Below are 26050 nucleotides of genomic sequence, written 5' to 3'. Positions count from 1 at the left end.
GTTTGTGATTCGTTATGTACTTGTCGCATTTTGGATTTCGAGTTCAACCTTTCTCACTGACCCCAAATACGGAAATGTTTTTGGGGTTAGTGCCTCACTATGAGGCGATTCAAACCATCTTAGCTGCCGTGCAGATGGGTGAAGGGGTGATTAAGGTGACAGGTGAAGTTGGTACGGGCAAAACCATGGTTTGTCGCAAGCTGATTGAACAGATCGAATCGCAAGTGGAATTGGTCTATCTACCCAATCCTGTGCTCAATGGAGAGCAATTGCAGTTTGCCGTGGCAAGAGAGCTAGGTATTGATAATGACGATCCATTGCGCATTGTTTCTTTAATTCAAGAACACTTGATTCGTGTGCATTCAACCGGGAAGAAAACCGTTCTGATCGTCGATGAAGCTCAAGCTCTTTCTCCTGAGGGTTTAGAAACACTGCGCTTGTTCGGCAACTTAGAAACCGAGCAAGACAAATTAATTCAGTTGGTACTTTTCGGTCAGCCTGAATTGGATGAACGCTTGTCCATGCACGAATTACGACAGTTTCGTCAACGCATTACGTTCAGTTGTGGGCTGCGTCCGTTATCTGTCGATGAAGGGGTTGCGTACATCAATAATCGCTTAGACAAAGCGGGCAATGGGTCGCACATTTTCTCCATTGAACAGAAAAAAGCGATTTGGCGTTCTGCCATGGGCATACCAAGGTTAATCAACCAAATTAGCCATAAAGCTTTGTTAGCTGCGTTTAACGACCGTTGTACCTTACTGAAAAATCATCACGTTTATGCGGCCATGCACGATACGTTTGATGCCCGTAAACCTAAGTTTAAAACACCCGTATTTTGGGGATGGAGTCAACCTTGAGTGCCATCAATAAAGCATTATCTGAACTTGCTGAAAAAACATCACCGAGTGAACTTACTCGTGCTGAGATTCCGAATGTCTCACGCAGTAAGCCCTGGTTGTGGTTGGTTGCTGGTTTTTCATTAAGTCTTGCCGTAGGCGGCTGGGCTGTGTCCCAAGGCCCTGCACCTTCGGATGAGATCACATCGTTCCAACCAAGCGCAACGCAACCTTTAGACACCGCTAATGCTGACCGTCTGGCATCTTCTCCTACCAATAAGATGACACCAGAAACCAGCAACGTGGTTTATTCTAAACCTGTAGAAAAACCGCAAGCAGTTGCAGCTTTACCAACGCCTCAACCTAGTGAGGGCGTATTTGGTTCACGTGCGGATGTGGATATGAGTTCAGACGCTCCGATGCTGATCGCGCAAGTAGCGAATGCACCGAGCAATACGACCACCAATTTGGTTGAAGAGAGTTCAATGCGCATTGAGCAAGTTGAACTTTCACACCGTCAGTTATCGTTGAAAGCGATCAGTCGAGCAGAAAAAGCCATTGATGCAAACGATATGGAAACGGCGCTTTCTGCTTATACCGAAGCATTGCGTTATGAGCCAAGCAATATCGAAACGCGTCAAAAGCTGGCGGCGCTTTATTTCGGTAAAGGGGATACCAGAAAGTCTTACGAAATCCTGCAAGAAGGCATCAACCTTGAGAAGGATAACCAACCGCTAAGACTCGCGTTGTCGAAGCTATTGGTTAAAGCCAATCAGCCTTCTGCGGCACTGAGCCCACTGGTTCACTTGCCTCCAATGCCGAGTCGAGATTACTTGGCAATGCGCGCAGCCCTTGCGCAGAAACAAAAGCAAAACGACATCGCATTAGAAAGCTACCAGCTACTGACTCAACGCGAGCCAGACAATGCCCGATGGTGGCTTGGTTTGGCGATTCAGCAAGAGCGAGCGCTCACTTTTACTGCTGCGATTAACTCTTACAACGAAGCGTTGGGTAAAGTAGGGATCTCGAATCAGTCGCAAGCTTTCATTCGCGATCGATTAACCATCTTAAAGCAACTGGAGAGCGCACAATGAAAATTCAGTTGAGAAAACGCTTAGGTGACCTACTTGTTGAAGAAGGCATCGTATCGGAAGATCAAATCCAGCAAGCTCTATCCGCTCAGCGCAGTACCGGACAAAAATTAGGTGATGCCCTGATTGACCTCGGGTTTATTACCGAAAAGCAAATGCTGGAGTTCTTGTCTCAGCAACTTGGATTACCGTTGATCGATCTTGGACGCGCTCCAGTGGATGCGGATGCGGTGCAAATACTGCCAGAAGTTCATGCTCGTCGTTTACGTGCCATGGTGGTGGCTCGCAATGGTGACACTTTACGTGTTGCGATGAGTGATCCGGCGGATCTGTTTACCCAAGAGTCTTTAATGAACTTGCTAGGTGAGTACAACCTTGAGTTCATCATTGCCTCTGAGCGTCAGTTGATCAGCAGTTTCGACCGTTACTACCGCCGTACTAAAGAGATCGCGTCCTTTGCTGAGCAGTTACAAGCCGAGCACCAAGACGTACAAAGCTTTGACTATGGTATCGATGAAGCCGACAGTGAAGAAGTTACCGTTGTAAAACTGGTTAATTCGATGTTTGAGGACGCGGTGCAAGTTGGTGCATCGGATATCCATATCGAACCAGACGATAAAGTCCTGCGTTTACGCCAGCGTGTCGACGGTGTGCTGCATGAAACCATTCTGAACGAAGTGAACATCGCTTCTGCATTGGTATTACGCCTTAAGTTGATGGCGCACTTGGATATTTCTGAGAAGCGTCTGCCACAAGATGGTCGCTTCAACATCAAAGTTCGTGGCCAATCGATTGATATTCGTATGTCGACGTTACCAACTCAGTACGGTGAATCGGTTGTAATGCGTCTGCTTAACCAGTCGTCAGGTTTACGTCCATTAGAAGAATCGGGTTTACCGCCTGAGCTACTGGCGCGCTTGCGTCGTCAGTTATCTCGTCCTCATGGCATGATTTTGGTAACCGGCCCTACGGGATCGGGTAAAACCACGACACTTTACGGCGCGTTGAGTGAGCTCAATGAGCCGGGTAAAAAGATCATCACCGCAGAAGATCCGGTGGAATACCGTTTACCACGTATCACGCAAGTACAGATCAACAGCAAAATCGACCTGACATTTTCACGCGTGTTACGCACCTTCTTGCGTCAAGACCCAGACATTATTTTGATTGGTGAGATGCGCGACCAAGAGACGGTAGAGATTGGCTTGCGAGCAGCACTAACCGGCCACTTAGTATTGAGTACGTTGCACACCAACGATGCGGTCGACAGCGCACTGCGTATGATCGATATGGGGGCGCCAGGCTATCTCGTTGCCAGTGCCGTGCGTGCCGTTGTAGCTCAGCGATTAGTTCGCCGTGTTTGTCCAGATTGTAAAACCCAAGATCATCTCGATGAGTCGCGTCAACAATGGTTAGCGGGGCGTTTCCCAAATCAAGTTGGGGTGACTTTCCACAAAGGCGCAGGTTGTCAAAACTGTAACTTGACGGGGTATCGAGGTCGAATCGGTGTGTTTGAAATGCTTGAGCTGGAACATGAGATGATGGACAAGCTGCGCGCGAATGATGCGGTTGGCTTTGCACAAGCGGCTCGACGTTCAGAAAACTACAAACCGCTTCTTGCCTCAGCAATGGAGCTTGCACTGCAAGGTGCTGTGAGCCTGGATGAAGTGATGACCCTCGGCGAGGGTGACGCTTCGGGTAAAACTGATCCCATTTTCATGTAGGTAAGTGAATGCCAACTTTTCGTTATCAAGGCCGCACATTAGACGGCTCATCAACCAGTGGTAAAGTCGATGCGGTGAATTCAGAAGCCGCAGCGGAAGCGTTGATGAATAAAGGGATCATCCCGCTCAATCTGCGCTTAGAGAAAGAAGGCGTAAAGAACCACGTTAGTTTGTCTAAATTATTGGTTCCTGCCATTCCACTGGAAGTGATTATTCTGTTTTCTCGTCAGTTGTTCAGCTTAACTAAAGCTGGTGTGCCTTTGCTGCGCTCAATGCGCGGCTTACTGCAAAACTGTGAAAACAAACAGCTTAAAGAAGCGCTAGAAGATGTGGTTTCTGAGTTGAGTAATGGTCGTGGCTTATCGTCTGCGATGCAGCCGCACAACAAAGTGTTTAGTCCGTTATTCGTTTCCATGATCAACGTGGGTGAGAATACCGGTCGACTCGATGAAGCATTACTGCAGCTAGCAAACTACTATGAGCAAGAGCTAGAAACACGCAAACGCATTAAAGCCGCGATGCGCTACCCGACGTTCGTTATCGTATTTATTACCATTGCGATGTTTATTCTGAACATTCTGGTGATTCCCGAGTTTGCATCGATGTTTACTCGCTTTGGGGTTGAGTTGCCGCTTCCAACTCGGATTTTGATTGCGACGTCCAATTTCTTTGTTCGCTACTGGGGATTGCTCATTGCTGCTATGGTCGGTGCATTTTTTGTGTTCAAAGCTTGGGTTGCGACAGCAGATGGGCGGGAGAAGTTTGATAAATTTCGCCTCCGCTTACCAATCGTCGGTGATATCGTAAATCGCGCTCAATTGTCGCGTTTTGCTCGAACATTCTCGTTGATGTTGAAATCAGGTGTGCCGCTCAACCAATCTTTGGCACTTGCTGGTGAAGCGTTGGGTAACCGCTTTTTAGAAAATCGAATTTTAGAGATGAAAGCCGCCATCGAAGCGGGTAGCACCATTTCTGTTACTGCCATCAACAGCAATATTTTTACGCCATTAGTTATTCAAATGATTGCAGTTGGTGAAGAAACGGGTCGTATTGATGAACTTCTGCTCGAAGTCTCAGATTTTTATGATCGAGAAGTGGATTATGACCTTAAAACACTGACGGCAAGAATAGAACCATTACTTTTGGTCATTGTCGCTGGGATGGTGATGGTACTTGCATTGGGTATTTTCTTACCAATGTGGGGGATGCTGGACATCATCAAAGGCGGCTAATGCGTGGTTGAGAATCAAAGCCGAGCAACGCTCATTATGTTTGGCTTAGTTGCGGTCATCATCGTGGTTGGAATGGCGATTAAATTGCAGCCAGTCACTGAAGAAGCACAAGCGACAGGTGCAAAACTCGCAAAGGTTTGGATGCTAGACAGTGTTCAGCGTTATCACCAAGCGTGGTTAGTGCAAGGTGAGCCCAATCATATGGAAATGGATGGTTTTCAACTCACCATGACTGAAGGGGGATTGGTGTCGCCGTTCACACAACAAGGCGTACTCGATTGCGGATATTGGTTAGCTGTTCATTACCCGCAACGTAAGATTATGGCTAGTGAGTTATTAGATATTAGCGGAACAATCAAAAGTAATCGTTATATCTGCAACTATACTTACGAAAGTGGCCAAACAATTGTAGTTATGTCTACCGCTAATCGACTGATAATAGACGTCGAAATGTCGGCGGAGTGAATTTTTTGACACTTAAGTACTATAAATGGGAATGAAAGTCGGTATAATGCAAACATTACCATAAGCCTAAGGTTGTAATAAAAGGTAAACCATAAAATGATTACCTTTGTTATCAAACCTTTTCGGAATAATGGCGATTCGTCATTCTGCTCAAGCGGTAGATACAGTATCCACTTCACGGTCAGTTTTAGTGAACGTTGCTGCTCCAAACCGTTTTGACAATATCCAAAATGGTCGCGTGACCTAAACGAAACCTTGCAGTCACACTGCATGCTTACATAGAGAGAGTAAACAATGAAAAGACAAGGTGGTTTCACCCTTATCGAACTAGTAGTGGTTATTGTAATCCTAGGTATTCTAGCGGTCACTGCGGCACCACGTTTTTTGAACCTGCAAGATGATGCGCGCAAAGCTGTAAATCAGGGACTGAAAGGTGCAATTGATGGAGCTGCTGGTATTGTTTATGGTAAAGCAGCGATTGAAGGAAAAGAAACAAAGACAGCTAATGATACTAAGGTAGAAGATGTTACTGTGTATTTAGGCTACCCAACAGCAGATGCTGATGGTATAGGGAAAGCAGTTCAAGGTTTAAATGATAGCAAAGACTGGGTTTTGATAGCGACATCTCCACGTACAGATGCGACTGGCGATAAGCCAGCAAATGGTACTGCAGGTACTGTTACTTACGCTTCCGAGAGCGGTGTAAGTCAGTGTGTGAAGTATAGCGAATCATATTACGATAAAGATGGCGTTCAGGTACCAGCTAAAGCTTCAGTAATTGATGGTGAGGCTAATTGTACTAAAACTGCTAAATCTGAATAGAGTTTAGGGGCGAAAGCCCCTTTTAATTTTGGAGCTAAATAGTGAAGGATAATAGAGGGTTAACGACTCGAGAGTTTGTTGTTTTGCTCGTTTTTTTCTCAGTACTTGGTTACGTGGTATTACCAAGATTTATCAGCTTTGAACCAGAAACTTATGAAGCCAAGTGGGAGCAAACCAAGCAAACCGCGGAGCACGTTTCTGAAACATTGAGCAATAAAGAAACTTACGATCGAATTGAAGAAGAGATTGGTCGTTCAAAAGGGCAAAATAACTAGACATTGTTTATTTGTTCGTCTGTTCACACTTCGAATCGAAAAATTATAAACCTATCATTAATCTCATAATTTCATCGTATACTTATCTCGCTTGTTCTAAGCCTAAGGTTGGGTTATGAAAATTCGCAGCTCTGCATTAGGGTTCACGTTAATGGAGTTAATCCTCGTGATTGTTCTCCTCTCTATCCTTTCTCTTTTTGCAGCCAGCCGTTTTATGGGCTCTAGCAGTTTCTCTGCATATGCATTACAAGAACGCGTGATTTCTGTAATTCGCCAAGTACAGGTGAATCGTATGCAGTCGAATGTTGCAAGTCCTGACAACAATTTTCGTTTACAAGTTTCTAGCTCATGTGTTGGTTCGGTCGCTGCCTGTGCACTAACAGGTAGTACACAAGATGCCCGTAGTGACGTGGTTATCGATAAGTCCGCAAAGTTTTCCGTTATCAGCGGTGCCGCAAATACAATTAATTTTAACCTTCTCGGCAATCCTGTAAGTGGTGCTGTAAACATCTTAATTGAAGATAAACATGGTCGAAGCCGCTGCCAAGTTCAAATTAATACTCAAGGTTATGTTTCTAAAGGTACATGCTCATGAAGAAATCTAGCGGCATGACTTTAATAGAAATGATCATCGCGATTGTTTTAATGGGTATTGCGATGGTGGCGTTTACTTCTTTCCTCGTCCCTCAAATTCGAGATTCCGCCATACCCCATTATCAAACTCGTGCCGCTGCATTAGGCCAAGGTTTTATGTCACAGATTCTTTCACGAGGCTTTGACCAGTGGAGTGACTTTGATGGTGGTACTGTTCGATGTGGCGAGCCCAAAGACAGCCCTCATCCAGATAATCCTTTGAATTTATGCTCTTCGACTTTAGGTGTGGATACTGACTACGGAGAGGATGCATCAAATCCGAGTTCTTTCAACGATGTAGATGACTATATCGGGTGTTGGAGCACATCTACAACGGCTTCTCAGTGTGATGGTATCCCTAGAGGGAATATTAGTGATGTACTTGGTGCGGACAGTACTGAGCAGTACAAAAACTTTAGATTAGAAGTTAGCGTTGCCTATGATGATCTGACGGATAAAGCTCCCGATGAAATAACCGAATACAAAAAAGTAACATTACGGATTTTTGCGGGGAACACGCAGCCCCTTACTTTAACAGCCATTAAAGGGAACTACTGATGAAAGATCGTGGTTTCACCTTAATGGAAATGATAGTTACGATTGTGGTCGGCAGCTTCATCATGTTAGGGGTAGCTGGCTATGTCCAGTTAGGAATGAAAGGCTACGCTGATACTATTGATCGCCAACGAATACAAACGCAGGCTCAGTTTGTTTTAGAAAAGATGACGCGTGAAATCCGCCATGCTGTACCTAATAGTTTTCATGTTCCAAAGGATGCTTCTCATTGCCTAGAGTTTGTTCCGATTGAGTATTCTGGTTTTTACACGTTTAAGAATAATGACTTAGAGTTTTTGTTAGGTAATGACTCAACGCTTAATCTTATTCCTGCGAATCGCAGGATGGTGATCAATCCGAGCCGATATGAAGATTTACAATCAACCTCTTCGCAAAATATAGCCATTGGTGGTTTAGCTAAAACAGGTAAGGTTTTTGTTGTTACAGGGGCGGCAAGTACGATTACGGGTTCCTCTGTTTCTAGCCGTCTTTATATTTATCAAGAGAAGTCGGAGGTTCGCTACTGTTTCGATGCCAAGCAAGTTACGCGAAATGGTATTACGGTTGCGGATAGTGTCGATACGTCCGTAAGTGGTATGCGTTATCTAGAGCCTACTCTGCAACGAGGTGGTTTAGTTCATATAAATCTAGAGTTTGAGCAGGATGGTGAACGTAGTGTGTATCAACAAGATGTGCAGGTGCTCAATGTCCCATAGAAGAAATTCCAGCGGAAATGTACTAATCATCGTGTTATTCGTCATTATTGTAATGGGATATTTGGCTTCCTCTTTAATGAAAGTGACATGGTCGAATCAAAGCGGATTAACAAGAGAGTTTTTGGGAACAAAAGCTTGGTTTGTTGCTCAGTCTGCAAATGAGTGGGCATTGACAAAGATGTATCCGTTAAATGCCAGTACAACCGATATCGTGACCGTGTGCAGCGGGGAGATTAGCGGTGCCTTCCCGCCGGTGACAAAGGGAAGCGGGTGTCAGGTTCGCGCGATGACATGTACAAATATCGGTACTTTCAATGCGGGTACCCCTGATGCTGAATCTCTGTTTAAGGTGCAGGCCACGGCAACTTGTGGTTCTGGGGTAACACAGGTACAGCGCCAGCACGAGGTTTGGGTAAAGGAGTAAAAATGAATACAAGAATACTAATTATAATTTCTGGTTTGCTGTTTTTTTCTGGAAATGCTCTTGCTACTGTTTACGATCTCACGCCTTGGTATAGTTGGAAAGGAAAGGTATATGCTAAAAATAGCCCTTGCCCAGAGAAGGGAAGTTACAACTACAGTCTGACTACTTACACTTGCTCAAAGGGATTCTCGCTTAATCAAGGCGATAGAATCGTAACTAATGACCAAACCAGAACGCTGCGTCTGAAGAAATCCGTGAGTTTTGGTGGACATAATATAATCGGTAGTCCGAGCAACTCTTTATCGTTGGATCTCAACGGAAATTCATTTGCTGCCTCTAATCTGACTCTTAATGGCCACATTGATAATGGCAACTATATAGAGCTATCTAACTCGACTGTTCTAGGGATGGTAAGAAGTACCAACGATGGTGTCAAGCTGACCAATGTCGATGTCGGCCAAAATGTTATCGCTAAAAACTATGTAGATGTTTCAAACGGTGCTATCCATGGATACCTTGACAGCAGTCATAGTGGTATTCGTATTAATAATGCATTTGTTGGCTCATATCTCAACGCGAAGCAACAAATTGAAGCTTTCAATAGCTCGGTTAACGGTAGTATCACAAGCTCTAATGGTGGGGTAGATATTGATGCGTCTGGCAGTACCAGCGCAAAGTCTGTGAGTGGTCATATTACGGCTAAGGGGGCCGTCACGGTTAATCATTATCAGGTAAGCCAGCAAATCTCATCGGATGGTTATATTGAGCTGACGAACACTAAAGTTGCCAGCTCTGTAAGTACAAATAGTAATAGCAGTCCCGCTGTCGTCATCCAGCAAGGTTCAGATGTTTCAGGCAGTATTATAAGCAAAGGGTATATCAAAGTAAGCCATTCTTCCGTGAGCGGCAATGTAGATAATACTCGAGGCAGCAATCAGGGCATTTTAGTTGAAAGTAGTCAGATAGATGGTGATGTTTTAGCTAAAGGCTATGTGGATGTTCAAAACTCCTTTGTTGATGGCGAAGTCATAAGTTCTATTAGCGGCGGGCGGATCAACAGCTCAAGAGTGAAAAGCAATGTAAAGGTTAAGGATTATCTCGACGTAGTCAGTAATTCTTATGTGTGTGGCACTGCATCAAGTGAAAATAATGGGGCAAATATCAGTAACGCCTATATCGGTGATGATGTAAACACTAAAAAGTACTTAAACGTAACGAACTCAACTGTGTTTGGGACGGCAGGCGTTCTTAATGAAGGAATGGCTTTGTCTGCAGCAAAAATCCTTTCGGATAGTAAGGCAATAAAGTTTCCGAGTAATAATTTCATCAGTATTTCAAAAAACTCGGTTTTGTGTGGTACAGCGAATTCATCGTATTCATATTCTGACAAACTGGTTGCTTATTGTGGTTTAAACGACTCAGATTGTAATGTGCATCAATCAAAAGGGGCGTGTCCTGTCGCTTTGGTTGGTGGACCTGAATACAACAACTTTTACACCTACTGTGGGATAACACCACCTGAGCCTGAACCAAAAAAATGTGAGCAATTACCACCCGAAAACTTCGATAACGGCAGCCTAGCCAACTGGTCAGTGATGGGGTTTAAAAGCAGTACCCATCCGCAGGCGACTGGTAAGCGCTTTAGGCTGAATGAAAATATACAGAATCAGGCTACCGCGTCGGCCTACAACTATGTGTTCCCATCGGCACAAAACTATTTACAGGTTGAGTTTGAGCATTACGCTCATAGTGGTTCAGGTGGCGATGGTATTGCCCTAGTGCTGTCGGATGCCAAGGTGCCGCCGCAAACTGGTGCGTTTGGTGGCCCGCTGGGCTACGGGATGAAGCGAAAGATTAACCATCCCGAGGAGCATCTTCGTGAAGATGTTGAGGGTTTTGCCGGTGGCTGGCTGGGGGTTGGTTTTGATGAATATGGTAACTATTACCGCACTGGTGGAGAAACTATCCTGCAAGATCAAACCCTTAAACCGAATGTGGTAGGAATACGAGGAGAGGGGGCTCTGGACGCGAATGGTAAATGGCTCAATGGCTATGAATTTATTAAAGGCTATGGGCTTAAAGAAGATGAGCAGCCAGCCGAAGATATTGATGGCCTCAACAGAGAACGACATAGCTACAGAATAATTCTCAACTCACGTAAGGCGGGTAAATACTATCTCTCGGTGGAAAGAAAAATTGGTTCACAACAATGGAAGACACTAATCGAGAAGTTTGATGTCTACCAGCAAGGTAACTTTAATACGGTACCTGAGAACTTCCGCCTGTCGGTCACCGCATCAACCGGCTGGGCTACCAATACCCACGAGATTGATGATTTCCAGGTTTGTGCGGATAAATATCAGAAAATCACTAACGTTATTCACCACTTTGAATTCGAATATGCAAAGACAGGCAGCATTTGTCAGGCCTCTGATGTGATATTAAGAGCTTGTATGAATGACTCGTGTTCTGAGACTTACCCATCTTCGATAACGGGTGGCACGTCAGGTTCAAGTCTTGACCCGGTAACGGTATCACTACTGCCTGTATCGTCTTCTACTGTCTCTTGGGAAGGTGGCGACAGTGTAACCTTCTCTGATTCCGTTGCGTTGAAATTACGTGCTCATCAATCGGGCTCCGCCGAGTTGGGTATCGATAAAATCGAGAACGATTCGGAAATACAACTTGGGTTTACTGGCACGCGATGTCTTACGTCGGGGGCGTTAACGAAAAAGAACTGCAAGATTACGTTTAACTCAGCTGCATTGGGTGTCAACACACCAGATAAAATCGCGGGTAGACCTTTCTTGGACAGTCATGGTCAGCTAAATTCTGATTATAGTACGCTTCCATATTTAGATTTTTGTGGTGCGACGAGCACAAAACAAGCCGGTGATACCGGAGAGACTCGTAACATTACGTTGTCGATGGAACACGTTGAACCCATAAACCCTGTCGTGGATGTTCCGGTTTATGTGGCATTCAAACAGCAATCTGGTGCTTTTAGTAATGAAGTTTCTATCAAATCAGGCACCCCTGTCCCTGTAGAGAATGTTTACTTTGACAGCAAAGGCAAGGCTTCCTTTAATCTACGTTACCCAGAGGTAGGTAAAGTTAGGCTTCATGCTCAGCTTCAGGGTGACGATGATTCCAAGGGTGAAAACAACTTTGTCAGCTTCCCCAAATATCTGAAGTTAGCGGCAACCAAAGCGGATAAAAATGGTGCCTGCACCACGCCCGATGATGGCTGTAGCAACAGTTTTATTGCTGCCGGTGAAGAGTTTGATATGACCATTACCGCTTATCAAGCGGCGGATGGAAATACAGAAAAGGTCGCGAAAAATTATCAGGAACCGGCCATCACCATTACCAATAGTGTGGAATACCCGAAGAAGGATGGGGCTTCAGCCACGCTGTTGAATACATCACTGCCGGGGGGGAGTAAATGGGCCAATGGTAAGGTGGTGCTGCCGCAGTCGGTCTCGGAAGTCGGCGCATTTGAATTTAGCGTAGCTGCACCAGTTGCGAGTGATGAAAACGGCAAACCGCTGGCTACCTCAAGCTATTTAGGTAGTAGCACGTTCAAAATTCAGGATGCAGTAGCGACAATAGGCCGCTTCTATCCGGCTTACTTTAACGTTACGGAAACCAACTGGGATTATCCGGATAACCAGGGCGAGTCGGCCTACATGGGGCAGGCATTCGATTCGGTAAGCTTTGCTGTGACCGCCTATAATGCCAGTGGCGGCGCGACACAAAACTACGGTTTGTTTGCCAGTGGATTAAAAGCCGATTTCTATCTGTCCGGTGAACATTCGGATCGCTTGAATATCGCGAATAAGGATCTCGGCGCTAAAAACTGGAGCGGCGCGGTGTGGCGTAAGCAGTGGAATAATTCGGTTCAATGGAGCAAGCCAATTTCGCCTGATGGGCCGTTTAACTCGAAAGTGGTAGCGGACAAATCTACCAGTACCTCGATTGGCCTATCATTGAGCAACTCTGGTGGTAAAACCAGTAGCTATATTGATCCGACTTTATTCAGGTTTAAAAGTAGCGTTGACGGCAAAGAGCAGTTGACTACCAGCGTAGCGCAAGTATTGCTGGCACAACCGGATGTTCGCTTTGGTCGTATTGATCTAGATGATGTTGGTGGCAACCAAGGTTCGATATTGCATGTGCCACTTCGAGTTGAATACTGGAATGGTAGCCGCTTTATTGCTAACCCGAACGATAACCAAACAGAAGTGACAGGTGTTAAAGCTGCGCAACAGCATATCTGGCCGACAGATCAGAGTGCAAAAGACGTAACCCTAGGAGAGGGCGGGATCGTTACCTCAGGTTCTTCTCGCTCTGTAACTGCAACTCAAGCTGAACCATACCGTCAGCAAACGCGCGTTTGGTTAGATCTAGATGACTCTGCAAATGGTTTACCTTGGCTCAAATACAACTGGGATAATAAGAACGCTGGAGAAGAAAACCCATCTTCCGTTGTCACATTTGGTATTCACCGTGGTAATGATCGCGTGATTTATCGTGGCGAGCCGGGATTAACCGGACAGTAACAACTTCGGTTTCTTGCGTTAAGTAAGGAAACTGCAAGAAATTGAGGCTTTCTGCTCATGTTTGTGTACCAATGCCTTGCTGTGACAGCGAGGCATTGGTACATTTAGGACAATTTTTGTCTTCTAAATTTTTGCAGGATGAGCGAAGAGTATGTTTAAGAAACTTCGTGGCATGTTTTCTAACGATCTATCTATCGATTTGGGTACTGCCAACACTCTAATTTACGTAAAGGGACAAGGTATTGTCCTTGATGAACCTTCTGTAGTTGCTATTCGTCAAGATCGTGTAGGTTCTGCAAAAAGCGTTGCTGCAGTCGGTCATGCAGCAAAACAAATGCTGGGTCGTACACCTGGTAACATTTCAGCTATCCGTCCAATGAAAGACGGCGTAATCGCTGACTTCTACGTAACCGAAAAAATGCTTCAGCACTTCATCAAGCAAGTGCACGATAACAGCATCCTTAAGCCAAGCCCTCGCGTACTAGTTTGTGTTCCTTGTGGTTCTACTCAAGTTGAGCGCCGTGCGATTCGTGAATCAGCATTGGGTGCGGGCGCACGTGAAGTTTACCTAATTGACGAGCCAATGGCGGCGGCGATTGGTGCAGGTCTGCGTGTTTCTGAGCCAACAGGTTCGATGGTGGTCGATATCGGTGGTGGTACTACTGAAGTTGCCGTTATCTCTCTAAATGGTGTGGTTTACTCGTCTTCTGTACGTATCGGTGGTGACCGCTTTGATGAAGCCGTTATCAACTACGTGCGTCGTAACTACGGCAGTTTGATTGGTGAAGCTACGGCAGAAAAGATCAAGCACGAAATCGGTTCAGCTTACCCAGGTGATGAAGTTCAAGAGATTGAAGTTCGCGGCCGTAACCTTGCAGAAGGTGTGCCACGCAGCTTTAGCTTGAACTCAAACGAGATCCTAGAAGCGCTTCAAGAGCCGCTATCAGGCATCGTTTCTGCAGTCATGGTTGCGCTAGAGCAGTGTCCTCCAGAGCTAGCTTCAGATATCTCTGAAAACGGCATGGTGCTAACCGGTGGTGGTGCACTACTGAAAGATCTTGATCGCCTACTTATGGAAGAAACGGGTATTCCGGTAGTTATCGCTGAAGACCCACTAACGTGTGTTGCGCGTGGCGGCGGTAAAGCACTAGAAATGATCGACATGCACGGTGGCGATCTGTTCTCTGAAGAATAAAAATGTAGGTGAAGCTCATTACGGGCTTCACCTTCTTTTCTGCTCTCTCTGTAATTCAAACATGCTCCATATCTGAACGCGTTTCAGGTTGCCAAGTAAGGCTCAATAATCATGGAAGCAATCAGGTTAAAAACAAGATGAAACCGATTTTTGGCAGAGGCCCGTCTCTGCAATTACGTCTGTTTTTTGCTGTCATCGTGTCGGCGAGCTTGATGTTGGCTGATAGTCGTCTAGATACGTTTTCCAACGTTCGCTACCTACTCAACAGTATGGTTGCGCCAATTCAGTACGCAGCGAATATGCCTCGCAGTATGTTTGATGGTGTATTCGAACGTTTTAATACTCGTCAGGCATTAGTAGAAGGCAATCGCAACTTAAAGCGCGAAGTGCTTCGTCTAAAAAGCGAATTGATCTTGCTCGACCAATATAAAGAAGAGAACCAACGCTTGCGTAAGTTGCTTGGCTCGTCTTTTGTTCGTGATGAGAAGAAGGTCGTGACCGAAGTTATGGCGGTGGATACTTCTCCTTATCGTCATCAAGTGGTGATTGATAAAGGCCAAATTGACGGTGTGTACGTTGGTCAGCCCGTTATTAACGAAAAAGGTATTGTCGGTCAGGTTACGTTTGTTGCGGCGCACAATGCGCGCGTATTGCTACTGACAGATGCAAAAAATGCCATTCCAGTTCAGGTCATTCGTAATGACATTCGAGTGATTGCATCAGGTAATGGTGAAATGGATGAAATCCAACTGGAACACATTCCAACCAGTACAGATATTCAAGTCGGTGATTTACTTGTGACATCCGGTCTGGGAGGCATTTACCCTGAAGGCTACCCTGTGGCGACGGTCACGAATGTGGATCACGATACTCGTCAAGAGTTTGCATCGATCAAAGCCGAACCTGTGGTGGAGTTTGATCGTCTACGATACTTGCTGTTGATCTGGCCAAACGAAGATCGTCAGCACAAAGTATTGCAATCCAACGCGAATGACGGGTTAGAGCAAGAACAAGAGGTAACTAATGGCCAGTAATGTATTGCGTAGCAGAATGGTGATTGGTGTTAGTTTCTTCGTTGCGCTAGTACTGCAAACCATTCCTTGGCCAGGTGTATTGGACCTACTTCGTCCTTCATGGCTATTTTTGGTGACGTGTTATTGGGTGCTGGCATTGCCGCATCGAGTAAACGTCGGCACGGCGTTAGTGTTGGGCTTATTGTGGGACATTCTCATTGGTTCAACGCTAGGAATTCGGGGCATGATGATGTCCATTGTCATCTACTTGGTGGCACTGAATTTCTTGCTAATTCGTAACATGGCATTGTGGCAACAGTCGATTTTAATTGCCTTTTTTACTGCGTTATTGGAAGTTTTGATATTCTGTGGGGAATATTTGAACCAGGACGTAGTATTTAATCCATTATCTCTGTGGACGGCGGCAATAAACTGTATACTTTGGCCATGGATGTTTTTATTAATGCGACGAGTTCGTCGCGCTTGGCACGTAAGGTAATGCGGTGAAAAAGAGCCTATCTCTCGTTCTCGCTTCGGGTTCTCCGAGAAGAAAAGAGCTGCTTGCTCAACTAGGCTATGACTTTGATATCGTATTACCGGACATCGAAGAAGCCAAACAGGCTGATGAGCAAGCACAAGATTACGTGCTGCGTCTTTCTTTGGAAAAAGCTCAGGCAGGCTTAGCGTTGGCTAAGCCTGATTCCGTTGTATTGGGCTCAGACACGGTCGTAGTATGCGATGACCGTGTGTTAGAGAAACCCAAAAGTTTTGAAGATTCAAAGCGTATGCTTACTGACTTATCCGGTCGTCGTCATCAAGTGATGACAGCGGTGAGCGTCGTATCATCGGAACAACAACACTCGGTGGTCGTCACCACTGACGTATGGTTTAAGCCACTGACTCACGAAGAAATCGAACAATATTGGCAGTCAGGAGAGCCATGCGATAAAGCTGGAAGTTATGGTATTCAGGGACTCGGAGGGCGATTTGTCACCCGAATCGAAGGCAGTTATCACGCTGTAGTAGGCTTACCTTTGTTCGAAACCGATCAGCTAATTCAAGAATTTTTATAATTGTTTTGAGGTGTGCACATGAGTGCAGAATTGCTGCTTAACGTGACCCCGAGTGAAACTCGAGTGGCCATGATTGAAGGTGGAGTACTACAAGAAATTCATATCGAGCGCGAATCTCGTCGCGGCATTGTGGGCAACATTTACAAAGGCAAAGTAAGCCGAGTACTGCCTGGCATGCAAGCGGCTTTCGTCGATATCGGTTTAGATAAAGCGGCGTTTTTACATGCGTCTGATATCGTTCCGCATACTGAATGTGTGGCAGAGAACGAGAAACAGCAGTTTCAAGTTCGTGACATTTCTGAATTGGTTCGCCAAGGTCAGGATATCGTCGTACAGGTAGTTAAAGATCCTCTTGGCACTAAAGGTGCGCGTTTAACTACTGACATCACACTTCCTTCCCGTTATCTCGTCTTTATGCCTGGCGCTAGCCACGTTGGTGTATCGCAACGTATTGAAAGCGAAAGCGAACGTGAGCGCCTTAAAAAAGTGGTGAATCACTACTGCGATGAGCACGGTGGTTTCATTATCCGCACGGCCGCAGAAGGGGCAGATGAGAAAGAACTCTCTCAAGATGCTGCGTTCCTAAAACGCTTATGGCTGAAAGTCATGGAGCGTCGTTCTAAGTACAAGACACGTTCAACGCTGTATGGCGAGCTTGGTCTTGCACAACGTATTTTGCGTGACTTCGTTGGAACGGAACTCGACAAGATTTTGGTCGATTCACGTTTAGAATATGAGAACCTCAAAGAGTTTACTTCTGAGTACGTACCGGAGCTGACCGATAAGCTTGAGCTTTACGAAGGTGACAAGCCTATCTTTGATATGTACGACACTGAGAACGAAATTCAACGCTCTTTGGAGCGCAAAGTTGAGCTCAAGTCGGGTGGTTACCTAATCATCGATCAGACAGAAGCGATGACCACCATCGACATCAACACGGGTGCGTTTGTTGGTCGTCGTAACTTAGAAGAGACCATCTTTAATACCAATATTGAAGCGACTCAAGCCATTGCTCGCCAGTTACGTCTGCGTAACCTAGGTGGCATCATCATTATCGACTTTATCGATATGGCGTCAGAAGAGCATCGTCAGCGAGTACTAACTTCGTTAGAAGCAGCATTGTCGAAAGACCGCGTGAAAACCAACATCAATGGCTTTACGCAGTTAGGTCTGGTTGAAATGACGCGTAAGCGTACGCGCGAAAGTATTGAACATATTCTTTGTTCTGGTTGTCCTACTTGTGAAGGCCGTGGCACCGTGAAAACGGTTGAAACGGTGTGTTACGAGATTCTGCGCGAGATCACTCGTGTAAACCGAGCGTACGATGCCGACAACTTTGTCGTATACGCATCGCCATTTGTTGCAGAAGCGCTTTTGGGTGATGAGTCTCATGCGTTGGCAGAACTTGAAGTATTTATTGGTAAGCAAGTCCGTATTCAGGCTGAACCCCTGTACATTCAGGAACAGTTTGACGTCGTGATGATGTAATTGGAACATTTGTGAATTCTGGTTTTAACCGTTTTGGGCGTTTTTGCGCGTGGACGTTAGTCACTGTCTTGGTTTTTTTAGCCATTCTAGTGACCACTCTACGCGTCACATTGCCACAACTTAACCACTTCCAAGATGAGATCAAAACCTGGGTCAAACAAGGCACAGGTTTTGACTTTTCTATCTCCAGCGTTGCTGGTTCTTGGCGTAATAGCCATCCCTCTATCGCGTTACTCGGCTTAGAAGCTAACTTACCGAATAACCAAGAAGCTCGATTCGCCGTTGATGAAATTCAAATTGAATTCGATTTGATTCAATCGTTACTTCAGTTTAAGCCCGTCGTGGCCGACTTAACCATTCATAACTTGGCATTAGATATTCGCACGGTCGATCTTCTACCTACGTCGAGCAATCAAGAGCCGACCACTGATGTTGACCAAAATGAAATTAAGCTGATTGATCAGCTGGACTCACTATTGCTGCGCCAGTTTGAAGACTTCACCATTACGAATTCACGCGTCTGGTACAAATCGGTATCGGGCGAAACTCGTCGACTCGATATTGAACAGCTTCGCTGGAGTAACCAAGGTAAACGTCACTTAGCGGAAGGCACAGTCAGTATTGCAGACGCTAGCCTGAACTCACTGTTAGTAAATGCTAACTTTAAAGACCATGGTTCGCTGCGAGACGTGTCGGGTGAGTTCTATGTTAGTGCGCAAGATGTCTCGGTAACGCCTTGGCTTACCACTTACATGCAAGAAGAGTCGGGTGCGGAGTCTGGCAAGGTCAGTTTGAATACCTGGCTGACTCTCAAACACAGCCAACCTAATTATGCGTACGTGGAGCTGCAACCGTCTGAGCTCGTATGGAATGAAAATGGCCGCCATGAACTGTTTATCGAATCGGGAGTGTTTAAGCTCTTGCCTGATAAGCAAGGTTGGAAAGTAAATGGTCACTCACTTCAAATTCGCACCGATGACAAATCCTGGCCTGAACTTGATGCGGCTTTTGATTGGCAACCAGATGGCTGGAAGCTCAACCTTTCTCAGCTCGACATTGAGGTGTTGATTCCACTCGTTAAGCTCGCGCCGGAATCGGAAGCAACCAGTGACTTACTCAATAAATTAGCGCCGAAAGGTCGTGTTGAAGACATTCGTTTAGCCATGAATGGTGGCTTAGATACGTTGCGTTATTCGGCAGATCTCGATGAGTTAGCTATGACTCAATGGGAACTGTTGCCGGGCTTTCAACATGTGCAAGGCAGCGTTGCGGGTGACTTGAAGCAAGCGAAAGCGAAAGTCACGGTCATTGATGATGTTTTCCCGTACGGGGATGTATTCCAAGCCCCATTGAACATCAAGCAAGGCGAAGTCGACATCATCTGGCAGCAAGATGAGACAGGTTGGCGTTTGTGGTCGGATAAAGTCACGGCTGCGACTCCGGACCTTCAAGTGTTGGGCGCATTTCGACTCGATTTCCCTAAAGAGCAAAGCCCATTCCTATCGTTTTATGCTGAGGCGGATCTCTACAACGCTGGTGAAACTTGGCGTTACTTGCCAACCTTGGCATTAGGTCAAGATCTGACGGATTACCTATCAACCGCAATTCAAGGCGGTAAAGTAAATACGGCCAAATTGCTGTGGTATGGCGAGTTAGGAGATTTTCCTTACAAAGAGCACAACGGCATGTTTCAGGCATGGGTTGGCTTAAAAGACGCGAAATTCAGTTTTGATACTGCGTGGCCAACCATTACCGACTTGCAGCTTGATCTATTGTTTGAAAACGACGCCATGTATCTGGATTCCAAATCGGCGACGTTAAATGGCGTTCACGCTAAACGCATCACGGGGCGCATTCCGGAGTTGGCTGAAGATGGCCATATCGAAATTGAAGCTAAAGCCACAGCTCCGGGTAATGAAGTTCGCGACTACATGATGGCTACGCCGCTGGTTGACTCGGTTGGTGCCGCTTTGACGGCCTTGCAAGTCAGTGGCCCGGTGTATTCCGAGTTCCAGCTCAACATTCCTTTTGATATGGAAAAAGACGCGCGAGCTTGGGGTTATGCGGATTTGAAAGACAACCGTGTTGATATTGATGCGCCGCCAATGATGCTAGAAAAAGCCACAGGCCGCATTCAGTTCGACAACGATGTGGTGACGACATCTGGCTTGTCAGCAGAGTTACTCTCGCAGCCTATTTCACTCGATTTCCACGGCGAAAGTGCGGACCAAGGCTACAACGTGACCATCAATACTTTAGGTGATTGGGATGTAGAGCCTCTCAAGCCTTATTTAGGTGAACGTTGGTTGAGCTTGGTTTCCGGTCATGCGCCTTGGCAAATGGACATTGACTTACAGCTCAACGATGTGGGTTTTACTTACCAAGTAGATGTGTTGGCGCAGCTCGGTCGATTAGCCAGTGAATACCCATACCCATTGACGAAAAAGGTCGGAGAAGCTGGTCAGGCAAAACTCCAAGCATCGGGGAATCAGGAGAGCATTTCGGCTCGTTTGCAAATCCCAAATGCGAAATATCAGACCGAAATTGATATCTCGGGCGATGTGCCAGTGTTAACCGCGACCAACTTGGTGTTAGGCAAAGGCGGTTTTAAAATTAGCCCTGTCGTTGGGCACGATGCTTCGATTCGTCTAGATGAGGTAAACCTAGATAAGTGGGCGACGTTACTGGATACGCCAGAGAGTAAAGCGCAATCGGTGCTGGCAAACATGAAGACGCCTACGATTCCTTTACCAACGCGTATTGAAGTCGAAACGCCGAACTTGTTATTGGGCGGCATTGAGTTTCACGATGTGGCATTGAACGCCAGTAAAAAGAACCTAAGTTGGCAGTTGGACGTGAATAGTCAAGAGGTGAAAGGCAAAGCAACGTACCTCAAACCGTACGATTTATCGGTGTCTCTAGACCATCTGCATTTGTACTTGCCAGACTTTGAGGAAATGACCAAAGAGCGCAGTTCGATTTTCGCTAGTGAAGATCAGAATGCGCCACTTATTACCAACTTTGACCGCAAGTTTCACGCAGAGATGCCAAACTTAACGTTGAACATCGACGATTTTTGGTTGCAAGGTTACAAGGTTGGCAAAGTGAATGTCGACTTACAGCGTCAAGATGATCGTTTGGAGTGGAAAAACATTACCTTCAGTAGCGGCAAAAACCGCATCGATATGAATGGTTGGTGGGAGCTGACCAAAGATCGTAGCCATTCCAATCTGACGTTAAAAATGAAAGGCGATAACAACACGGATCTGATGGAGCGTTTTGGTATCACGTCTGGGATCCAGCAAGCGCCGTTCGAGATCAACGCCAATATGAATTGGGATGGTGCGCCTTGGTCGATGAAGACACCAACCTTGCAGGGGAATGTCTCGACAGAGTTTGGCAAAGGGGTCGTGAGTGAAGTCAGCGGCGCGGCCCGTTTGCTTGGCCTATTTAGCTTGGACTCCATCATTCGTAAGATGCAGCTCGATTTTACCGACGTATTCGACAAAGGCATGGCGTTCAACTCCATCACGGGTACAGGCAAAATCCAAGATGGTGTGTTCATCACCAATGATATTGTGATGGATGCGCTAGCTGGTGAAATGCAAATTCGTGGTATTGCAAACATGACCAGCAGAATGGTGGATGCGGAAGTGAAGTTTACGCCGGATATTACGTCAGGGTTGCCAATGTTGACGGCGTTTGCGGTAGCCCCTCAAACCGCTCTGTACGTGCTGGCGATTTCCACGGTAATTTCTCCAGTTGTAGAGGTGTTCACCCAAGTGAATTACGAGGTCAAAGGCCCGTTAGATTCACCAACCGTAAAAGAGATTTCACGTAGTAAAGGCGAATACAAGCTGCCAGAAAAACTGCGTGAGCAGGCTAAATAGATCGCCCGACTAAGTGGTAGAAGGAAGAGAACACATGGAACGTGTTGGCATCATTCAAATGACTTCGGGGCCTGATATTCAGGCGAATTTGGACTTTATTGACCAGCAATGTACTTTGGCGGCCAATCAAGGAGTGAAGCTGGTGCTCACACCGGAAAATGCGGTGTTGTTTGCCAGTCGAGAAGAGTACCATCAACATGCAGAGCCGTTAGGTAGCGGTGCTATTCAAGAGCGTTTAGCCAATATCGCGAAGAGTCATCAACTGACGCTTGTCGTTGGTAGCATGCCGATTCAAACCGCGCGTGGTGTGACAACGACGACGCTCGTTTTACCTCCTCACGGAAAATGCATTGCCCATTATGACAAGCTGCATATGTTTGATGTCGATGTAGAAGATGGCCATGGCAGCTACCGAGAGTCAGATACTTTCACCGCGGGCAACCAAATTGTGGTGGCAGAAACGGATATCGGTAGCGTCGGCTTGAGCATTTGTTACGACGTTCGTTTCCCCGAATTGTACAAAGCACTGCGTTTAGCGGGGGCGGATATCATTGTTGTTCCCGCCGCGTTTACTGCGGTTACTGGGCAAGCTCACTGGGAAGTGTTGCTGCGAGCTCGAGCAATTGAAACGCAATGTTGGATTTTAGCCAGTGGACAAACGGGAACACACCCTTGCGGTCGTAAAACGTGGGGGCATTCCATGGTGATTGACCCTTGGGGACGCATTCACAAACAACTTCAAGACCAAGTGGGTTTGCTGGTGGCAGAGATAGATTTGTCACAAACCCAGCAAGTAAGGCAGAATATGCCGCTGACTCAACACAGTCGCTTTCAAAATGAATTGAGACGGAAATAAAAGAGCTAACTATGAGCACAAACCAAATAGAACAGGCACTCCTTGCCCCAAATGGTCTGACAGAGCAGGACATTGCTGACACGCTTGCCAGCATTGCTACGCGCCAGATCGATTATGCGGACATCTACTTTCAGTCCAGCTGGCACGAGTCTCTGGTTCTAGAAGACAGCATCATCAAAGATGGCTCTTTTAACATTGATTGTGGTGTTGGTGTGCGTGCGGTGACGGGCGAAAAAACCGGTTTCGCTTACTCAGATCAAATCAATCCGGAAGGTTTGAAGCAAAGTGCTATTGCGGCGCGAGGTATTGCGCAGCAGGGCCAAAATGGCAAAGTTCAAGCATTCAAACGTTCGGAAAATCAAGCTTACTACGACGCAGTTAACCCGCTAGCAAGCTGGGAAAAACAACAAAAAACCGAGTTATTGATGTCTTTGGATGCGTACATTCGCACTAAAGAGCCTCTGATCAAAGAAGTCTCTATCAGCATCAGCGGTGTGCACGAGCAAATGCTAGTTGCGGCTACAGATGGCACTTTCGCTGGTGATACTCGCCCGCTTGTTCGACTCTCCATCAGTGTACTTGCACAGAAAGGTGACCGTCGCGAGCGTGGCAGTGCTGGTGGTGGTGGTCGTTTTGGCTACGATTTCTTCTTGTCTGAAACAGATGGTGTGAAGCAAGCCTTCCACTTCGCGGACGAAGCCATCCGTATGGCGTTAGTTAACCTAGAAGCAGAAGCTGCACCTGCAGGTATGATGCCTGTAGTTCTGGGTTCTGGTTGGCCGGGCGTATTGCTGCATGAAGCGGTAGGTCACGGTTTAGAAGGGGACTTCAACCGCAAAGAGTCGTCGGTATTCTCTGGCAAAATGGGTCAGCAGGTGACGTCATCGCTATGTACGATCGTGGATGATGGTACGCTGAAAGATCTACGTGGTTCACTCAATGTGGACGACGAAGGTGTGAATGGTCAGTACAACACGCTGATCGAAAATGGCGTATTGAAAGGCTACATGCAAGACAAGTTGAACGCGCGCCTAATGGGGGTAAGCCCAACGGGTAACGGTCGCCGCGAATCTTACGCGCACTTACCGATGCCACGCATGACTAACACCTACATGCTGCCAGGTGAACACACACCAGAAGAAATCATCTCGACCGTGAAGAAAGGCATCTACGCGCCTAACTTCGGTGGTGGTCAGGTGGATATCACCTCAGGTAAGTTCGTGTTCTCTGCATCAGAAGCGTATTTGATTGAGGATGGTAAAGTGACTCGTCCCGTCAAAGGGGCAACTCTAATCGGTTCAGGCATTGAAGCGATGCAGCAAGTGTCGATGGTCGGTAACGACTTAAGCATCGATAAAGGTGTTGGCGTTTGTGGTAAAGCAGGGCAAAGCGTGCCAGTAGGCGTTGGTCAGCCAACGTTGAAGCTTGATTCACTGACTGTTGGTGGCACCGAGTAAATCACTCGAATCTTGACAAAAAGAGCGCTCATTGGAGCGCTCTTTTACTTTGTGCGTGAAACGATGTGGGTTAGAGGTTCTCTTCTGCAAACTCTGCCAAGCGGCTACGAACCACGCCGTTGAGGTGAATGTTCGCACTGCCTTCAAAGTTCTTGAAGCGTTCGACCATGTAGGTCAAACCTGACGTCACTGGGGTGAGGTAATGTGAGTCAATCTGCGCCAAGTTACCGGAGCAGACGATTTTGGTTCCTTCACCGCAGCGGGTGATGATGGTTTTGATTTGTGATGCAGTGAGGTTTTGACACTCATCAAGCAACACAAACGCATTTTGAATCGAACGGCCACGCATAAAGTTGATCGACTTAAACTGAATGTTGGCTTTATCGCAGATGTATTTCAACGAGCCTTCGGTGCAGTGATCGTGCTTATGCAGCGCCTCCAAAGTATCGGTTACCGCCGCCAGCCAAGGCATCATTTTTTCCTCTTCTGAGCCTGGTAAGAAGCCAATCGACTCACCAATGTCTGGCGTGTTACGCGTGACGATGATTTTATCAAACATGCCTTTTTCAATGGTTTGCTCGAGCGCAGCAGCCATGGCCAATAGCGTTTTACCGCTACCGGCCGCACCAGTGAGGATCACCAAATCAATATCAGGGTCGAGTAGGGCATCGAGCGCCATGGCCTGATAAATGTTTTTTGGTGTGATGTCCCAAGCTCGGCGGTGCATCATGCGTTCTCGGCTTAGGTCGAGTAGGGTTAGCTTGTCTTCATTGATGGTTTCAACGCGGCCTGCAAAATCGCTGTCTTCATCAATGACGTATTGGTTGATGAACGTTGGGTCAAAGGGCTCACGACTGAGTTTGTGGTAGGTTTTTCCCCCCAACGCGTAGCTTTCAACTTCATCAATACTGCTCCAGAAATCGCCTTCTCGTTGCTGGAAGCCTTTAGTGAGGTATTGAATGTCGTCGATGAGTTGGTCGGTTCGGTAGTCTTCAACAAAGCGAACTCCAGCTCCTTTCGCGCGCAGACGCATGTTGATGTCTTTTGTGATAAGCACGACTTCTCGTGGTGCTCGTTTGTTTTGCAGATAAAGCACCGCGTTGAGAATACGGTTGTCACCGGCTTTGTCGGCGAAAGCTTTGACGGTTTCCTGCAATTCAAAATCCGCCAAAATGGAAATAGAGCCTTGGTCTGGTTTTTCTTTCGATACGGGAATGCCTTCTGAAATTTCATCTGGCGTTGCGTCTTTAAAGAGATCTTCCAAAGCGCGAATAGCTACGCGTGCGTCTCTTGCGACATCGCGTTTGCTGTCTTTAATTCGGTCGAGTTCTTCCAACACGGTCATAGGGATGACGACATCGTGTTCTTGGAAAGAGAAGATGGCGAAGGGTTCATGAAGAAGGATGTTGGTATCAAGTACAAACAGTTTCCGATCGGTATCGCCCATAGCGTCTCCTTGCCGCAGCGCGGCTTTGCTTGCGAGTGGTTAAGCCAAATTCAACATAAGAAATGACCTAACTCTGATTGCTTGCAATAGAGGTTATCGGGCTATCGTCGGTTAGTTAGCAACCGAGTAGCAAGACAACTTACTGCAAACCCGTGTTGATCCTAATCGTGTACTAATGCGCTCAAATCATATGCAATGTCTTTAAGCGCCCCTCATTAGAAGTATACGTAATATTTACTTCCAACAACTTAATAATTGGCATGAGTTTTTTACAATTTGATTGCATTTGTAAT

General features: G+C 46.4%; 21 protein-coding genes. 20 read left to right on the top strand and 1 reads right to left on the bottom strand.

Annotation, left to right across the window (positions count from 1 at the left end; translation table 11 throughout):
- Window positions 1–14: 14 nt before the first annotated feature.
- From ACYJZR_RS13460 to tldD, 20 genes are all read left to right on the top strand, one after another.
- Window positions 15–860 carry an ExeA family protein gene (locus ACYJZR_RS13460; RefSeq protein WP_406966395.1) on the top strand — a complete coding sequence of 282 codons (846 nt, stop codon included), beginning with the start codon at window positions 15–17 and terminating at the stop codon, window positions 858–860.
- The gene (locus ACYJZR_RS13455) at window positions 857–1933 is read left to right on the top strand and encodes a tetratricopeptide repeat protein (protein ID WP_406966396.1); all 1077 of its coding nucleotides are present in this window, start codon (window positions 857–859) and stop codon (window positions 1931–1933) included. The genes ACYJZR_RS13460 and ACYJZR_RS13455 overlap by 4 nt, the downstream gene beginning before the upstream one ends.
- Entirely contained in the window at window positions 1930–3654 is a 1725-nt protein-coding gene (locus ACYJZR_RS13450; protein ID WP_005456306.1) for a GspE/PulE family protein, read from the top strand. Before ACYJZR_RS13455 ends, ACYJZR_RS13450 begins: the two co-directional genes overlap by 4 nt.
- Before the next feature lie 8 nt (window positions 3655–3662).
- Window positions 3663–4886, top strand: coding sequence for a type II secretion system F family protein (locus ACYJZR_RS13445; protein ID WP_406966397.1), 1224 nt, complete (start codon window positions 3663–3665; stop codon window positions 4884–4886).
- A 3-nt stretch (window positions 4887–4889) separates the two neighbouring features.
- Complete coding sequence (locus tag ACYJZR_RS13440) at window positions 4890–5351, top strand: MSHA biogenesis protein MshF (protein ID WP_005456302.1); 462 nt, start codon at window positions 4890–4892, stop codon at window positions 5349–5351.
- A 294-nt stretch (window positions 5352–5645) separates the two neighbouring features.
- Complete coding sequence (locus ACYJZR_RS13435) at window positions 5646–6173, top strand: prepilin-type N-terminal cleavage/methylation domain-containing protein (protein WP_025613185.1); 528 nt, start codon at window positions 5646–5648, stop codon at window positions 6171–6173.
- Between the two features lie 41 nt (window positions 6174–6214).
- Window positions 6215–6448 carry a hypothetical protein gene (locus ACYJZR_RS13430; RefSeq protein ID WP_025613186.1) on the top strand — a complete coding sequence of 78 codons (234 nt, stop codon included), beginning with the start codon at window positions 6215–6217 and terminating at the stop codon, window positions 6446–6448.
- Between the two features lie 115 nt (window positions 6449–6563).
- Window positions 6564–7043, top strand: coding sequence for a type II secretion system protein (locus ACYJZR_RS13425; RefSeq protein WP_406966398.1), 480 nt, complete (start codon window positions 6564–6566; stop codon window positions 7041–7043).
- Window positions 7040–7639, top strand: coding sequence for a type II secretion system protein (locus tag ACYJZR_RS13420; RefSeq protein ID WP_005497286.1), 600 nt, complete (start codon window positions 7040–7042; stop codon window positions 7637–7639). The genes ACYJZR_RS13425 and ACYJZR_RS13420 overlap by 4 nt, the downstream gene beginning before the upstream one ends.
- Window positions 7639–8352, top strand: a complete 714-nt coding sequence (locus ACYJZR_RS13415; RefSeq protein WP_406966399.1) for a PilW family protein — start codon at window positions 7639–7641, stop codon at window positions 8350–8352. The genes ACYJZR_RS13420 and ACYJZR_RS13415 overlap by 1 nt, the downstream gene beginning before the upstream one ends.
- The gene (locus tag ACYJZR_RS13410; RefSeq protein WP_406966400.1) at window positions 8342–8776 is read left to right on the top strand and encodes an MSHA biogenesis protein MshP; all 435 of its coding nucleotides are present in this window, start codon (window positions 8342–8344) and stop codon (window positions 8774–8776) included. Before ACYJZR_RS13415 ends, ACYJZR_RS13410 begins: the two co-directional genes overlap by 11 nt.
- Window positions 8777–8778: 2 nt before the next feature.
- A complete protein-coding gene (locus tag ACYJZR_RS13405) occupies window positions 8779–13338 on the top strand; it encodes a DUF6701 domain-containing protein (RefSeq protein ID WP_406966401.1) in 4560 nt (1519 codons plus the stop codon).
- Window positions 13339–13489: 151 nt separating this feature from the next.
- Complete coding sequence (locus tag ACYJZR_RS13400) at window positions 13490–14533, top strand: rod shape-determining protein (protein ID WP_005381144.1); 1044 nt, start codon at window positions 13490–13492, stop codon at window positions 14531–14533.
- Between the two features lie 137 nt (window positions 14534–14670).
- Complete coding sequence (gene mreC, locus ACYJZR_RS13395; RefSeq protein ID WP_005461822.1) at window positions 14671–15567, top strand: rod shape-determining protein MreC; 897 nt, start codon at window positions 14671–14673, stop codon at window positions 15565–15567.
- Window positions 15557–16045 carry a rod shape-determining protein MreD gene (gene mreD / locus ACYJZR_RS13390; protein WP_005461823.1) on the top strand — a complete coding sequence of 163 codons (489 nt, stop codon included), beginning with the start codon at window positions 15557–15559 and terminating at the stop codon, window positions 16043–16045. The genes mreC and mreD overlap by 11 nt, the downstream gene beginning before the upstream one ends.
- A 4-nt stretch (window positions 16046–16049) precedes the next feature.
- Window positions 16050–16619, top strand: a complete 570-nt coding sequence (locus tag ACYJZR_RS13385) for a Maf family protein (protein ID WP_005461824.1) — start codon at window positions 16050–16052, stop codon at window positions 16617–16619.
- An 18-nt stretch (window positions 16620–16637) separates the two neighbouring features.
- Window positions 16638–18107, top strand: a complete 1470-nt coding sequence (gene rng / locus ACYJZR_RS13380) for a ribonuclease G (protein WP_005461826.1) — start codon at window positions 16638–16640, stop codon at window positions 18105–18107.
- A gap of 11 nt (window positions 18108–18118) precedes the next feature.
- Window positions 18119–21997: a YhdP family protein gene (locus ACYJZR_RS13375; RefSeq protein WP_406966402.1), complete on the top strand. Its 3879-nt coding sequence runs from the start codon at window positions 18119–18121 to the stop codon at window positions 21995–21997.
- 34 nt (window positions 21998–22031) lie between these two features.
- Window positions 22032–22853 (top strand): carbon-nitrogen hydrolase family protein, encoded by an 822-nt coding sequence (locus ACYJZR_RS13370; RefSeq protein WP_020835342.1) that lies wholly within the window; start codon window positions 22032–22034, stop codon window positions 22851–22853.
- Between the two features lie 11 nt (window positions 22854–22864).
- Window positions 22865–24310 (top strand): metalloprotease TldD, encoded by a 1446-nt coding sequence (tldD, locus tag ACYJZR_RS13365; RefSeq protein WP_015297324.1) that lies wholly within the window; start codon window positions 22865–22867, stop codon window positions 24308–24310.
- Between the two features lie 70 nt (window positions 24311–24380).
- On the opposite strand, the gene ACYJZR_RS13360 is transcribed toward tldD, so the two are convergent.
- A complete protein-coding gene (locus ACYJZR_RS13360) occupies window positions 24381–25757 on the bottom strand; it encodes a PhoH family protein (protein ID WP_042765167.1) in 1377 nt (458 codons plus the stop codon).
- Window positions 25758–26050: the final 293 nt, after the last annotated feature.

The organism is Vibrio sp. RC2502 (assembly GCF_054850435.1).
Note: the sequence above shows the minus strand (reverse complement) of the source record. Positions and strands in the feature narration are given on the sequence as shown.

What these genes read in the sequence shown, in the direction of transcription:
- mreD (WP_005461823.1), top strand. Translation starts at nt 15,557, where the DNA reads ATGGCCAGTAATGTATTGCGTAGCAGAATGGTGATTGGTGTTAGTTTC.
- ACYJZR_RS13460 (WP_406966395.1), top strand. Translation starts at nt 15, where the DNA reads ATGTACTTGTCGCATTTTGGATTTCGAGTTCAACCTTTCTCACTGACC.
- ACYJZR_RS13450 (WP_005456306.1), top strand. Translation starts at nt 1,930, where the DNA reads ATGAAAATTCAGTTGAGAAAACGCTTAGGTGACCTACTTGTTGAAGAA.
- tldD (WP_015297324.1), top strand. Translation starts at nt 22,865, where the DNA reads ATGAGCACAAACCAAATAGAACAGGCACTCCTTGCCCCAAATGGTCTG.
- ACYJZR_RS13405 (WP_406966401.1), top strand. Translation starts at nt 8,779, where the DNA reads ATGAATACAAGAATACTAATTATAATTTCTGGTTTGCTGTTTTTTTCT.
- rng (WP_005461826.1), top strand. Translation starts at nt 16,638, where the DNA reads ATGAGTGCAGAATTGCTGCTTAACGTGACCCCGAGTGAAACTCGAGTG.
- ACYJZR_RS13435 (WP_025613185.1), top strand. Translation starts at nt 5,646, where the DNA reads ATGAAAAGACAAGGTGGTTTCACCCTTATCGAACTAGTAGTGGTTATT.
- ACYJZR_RS13370 (WP_020835342.1), top strand. Translation starts at nt 22,032, where the DNA reads ATGGAACGTGTTGGCATCATTCAAATGACTTCGGGGCCTGATATTCAG.
- mreC (WP_005461822.1), top strand. Translation starts at nt 14,671, where the DNA reads ATGAAACCGATTTTTGGCAGAGGCCCGTCTCTGCAATTACGTCTGTTT.
- ACYJZR_RS13360 (WP_042765167.1), bottom strand. Translation starts at nt 25,757, where the DNA reads ATGGGCGATACCGATCGGAAACTGTTTGTACTTGATACCAACATCCTT.
- ACYJZR_RS13415 (WP_406966399.1), top strand. Translation starts at nt 7,639, where the DNA reads ATGAAAGATCGTGGTTTCACCTTAATGGAAATGATAGTTACGATTGTG.
- ACYJZR_RS13425 (WP_406966398.1), top strand. Translation starts at nt 6,564, where the DNA reads ATGAAAATTCGCAGCTCTGCATTAGGGTTCACGTTAATGGAGTTAATC.
- ACYJZR_RS13445 (WP_406966397.1), top strand. Translation starts at nt 3,663, where the DNA reads ATGCCAACTTTTCGTTATCAAGGCCGCACATTAGACGGCTCATCAACC.
- ACYJZR_RS13410 (WP_406966400.1), top strand. Translation starts at nt 8,342, where the DNA reads ATGTCCCATAGAAGAAATTCCAGCGGAAATGTACTAATCATCGTGTTA.
- ACYJZR_RS13420 (WP_005497286.1), top strand. Translation starts at nt 7,040, where the DNA reads ATGAAGAAATCTAGCGGCATGACTTTAATAGAAATGATCATCGCGATT.
- ACYJZR_RS13400 (WP_005381144.1), top strand. Translation starts at nt 13,490, where the DNA reads ATGTTTAAGAAACTTCGTGGCATGTTTTCTAACGATCTATCTATCGAT.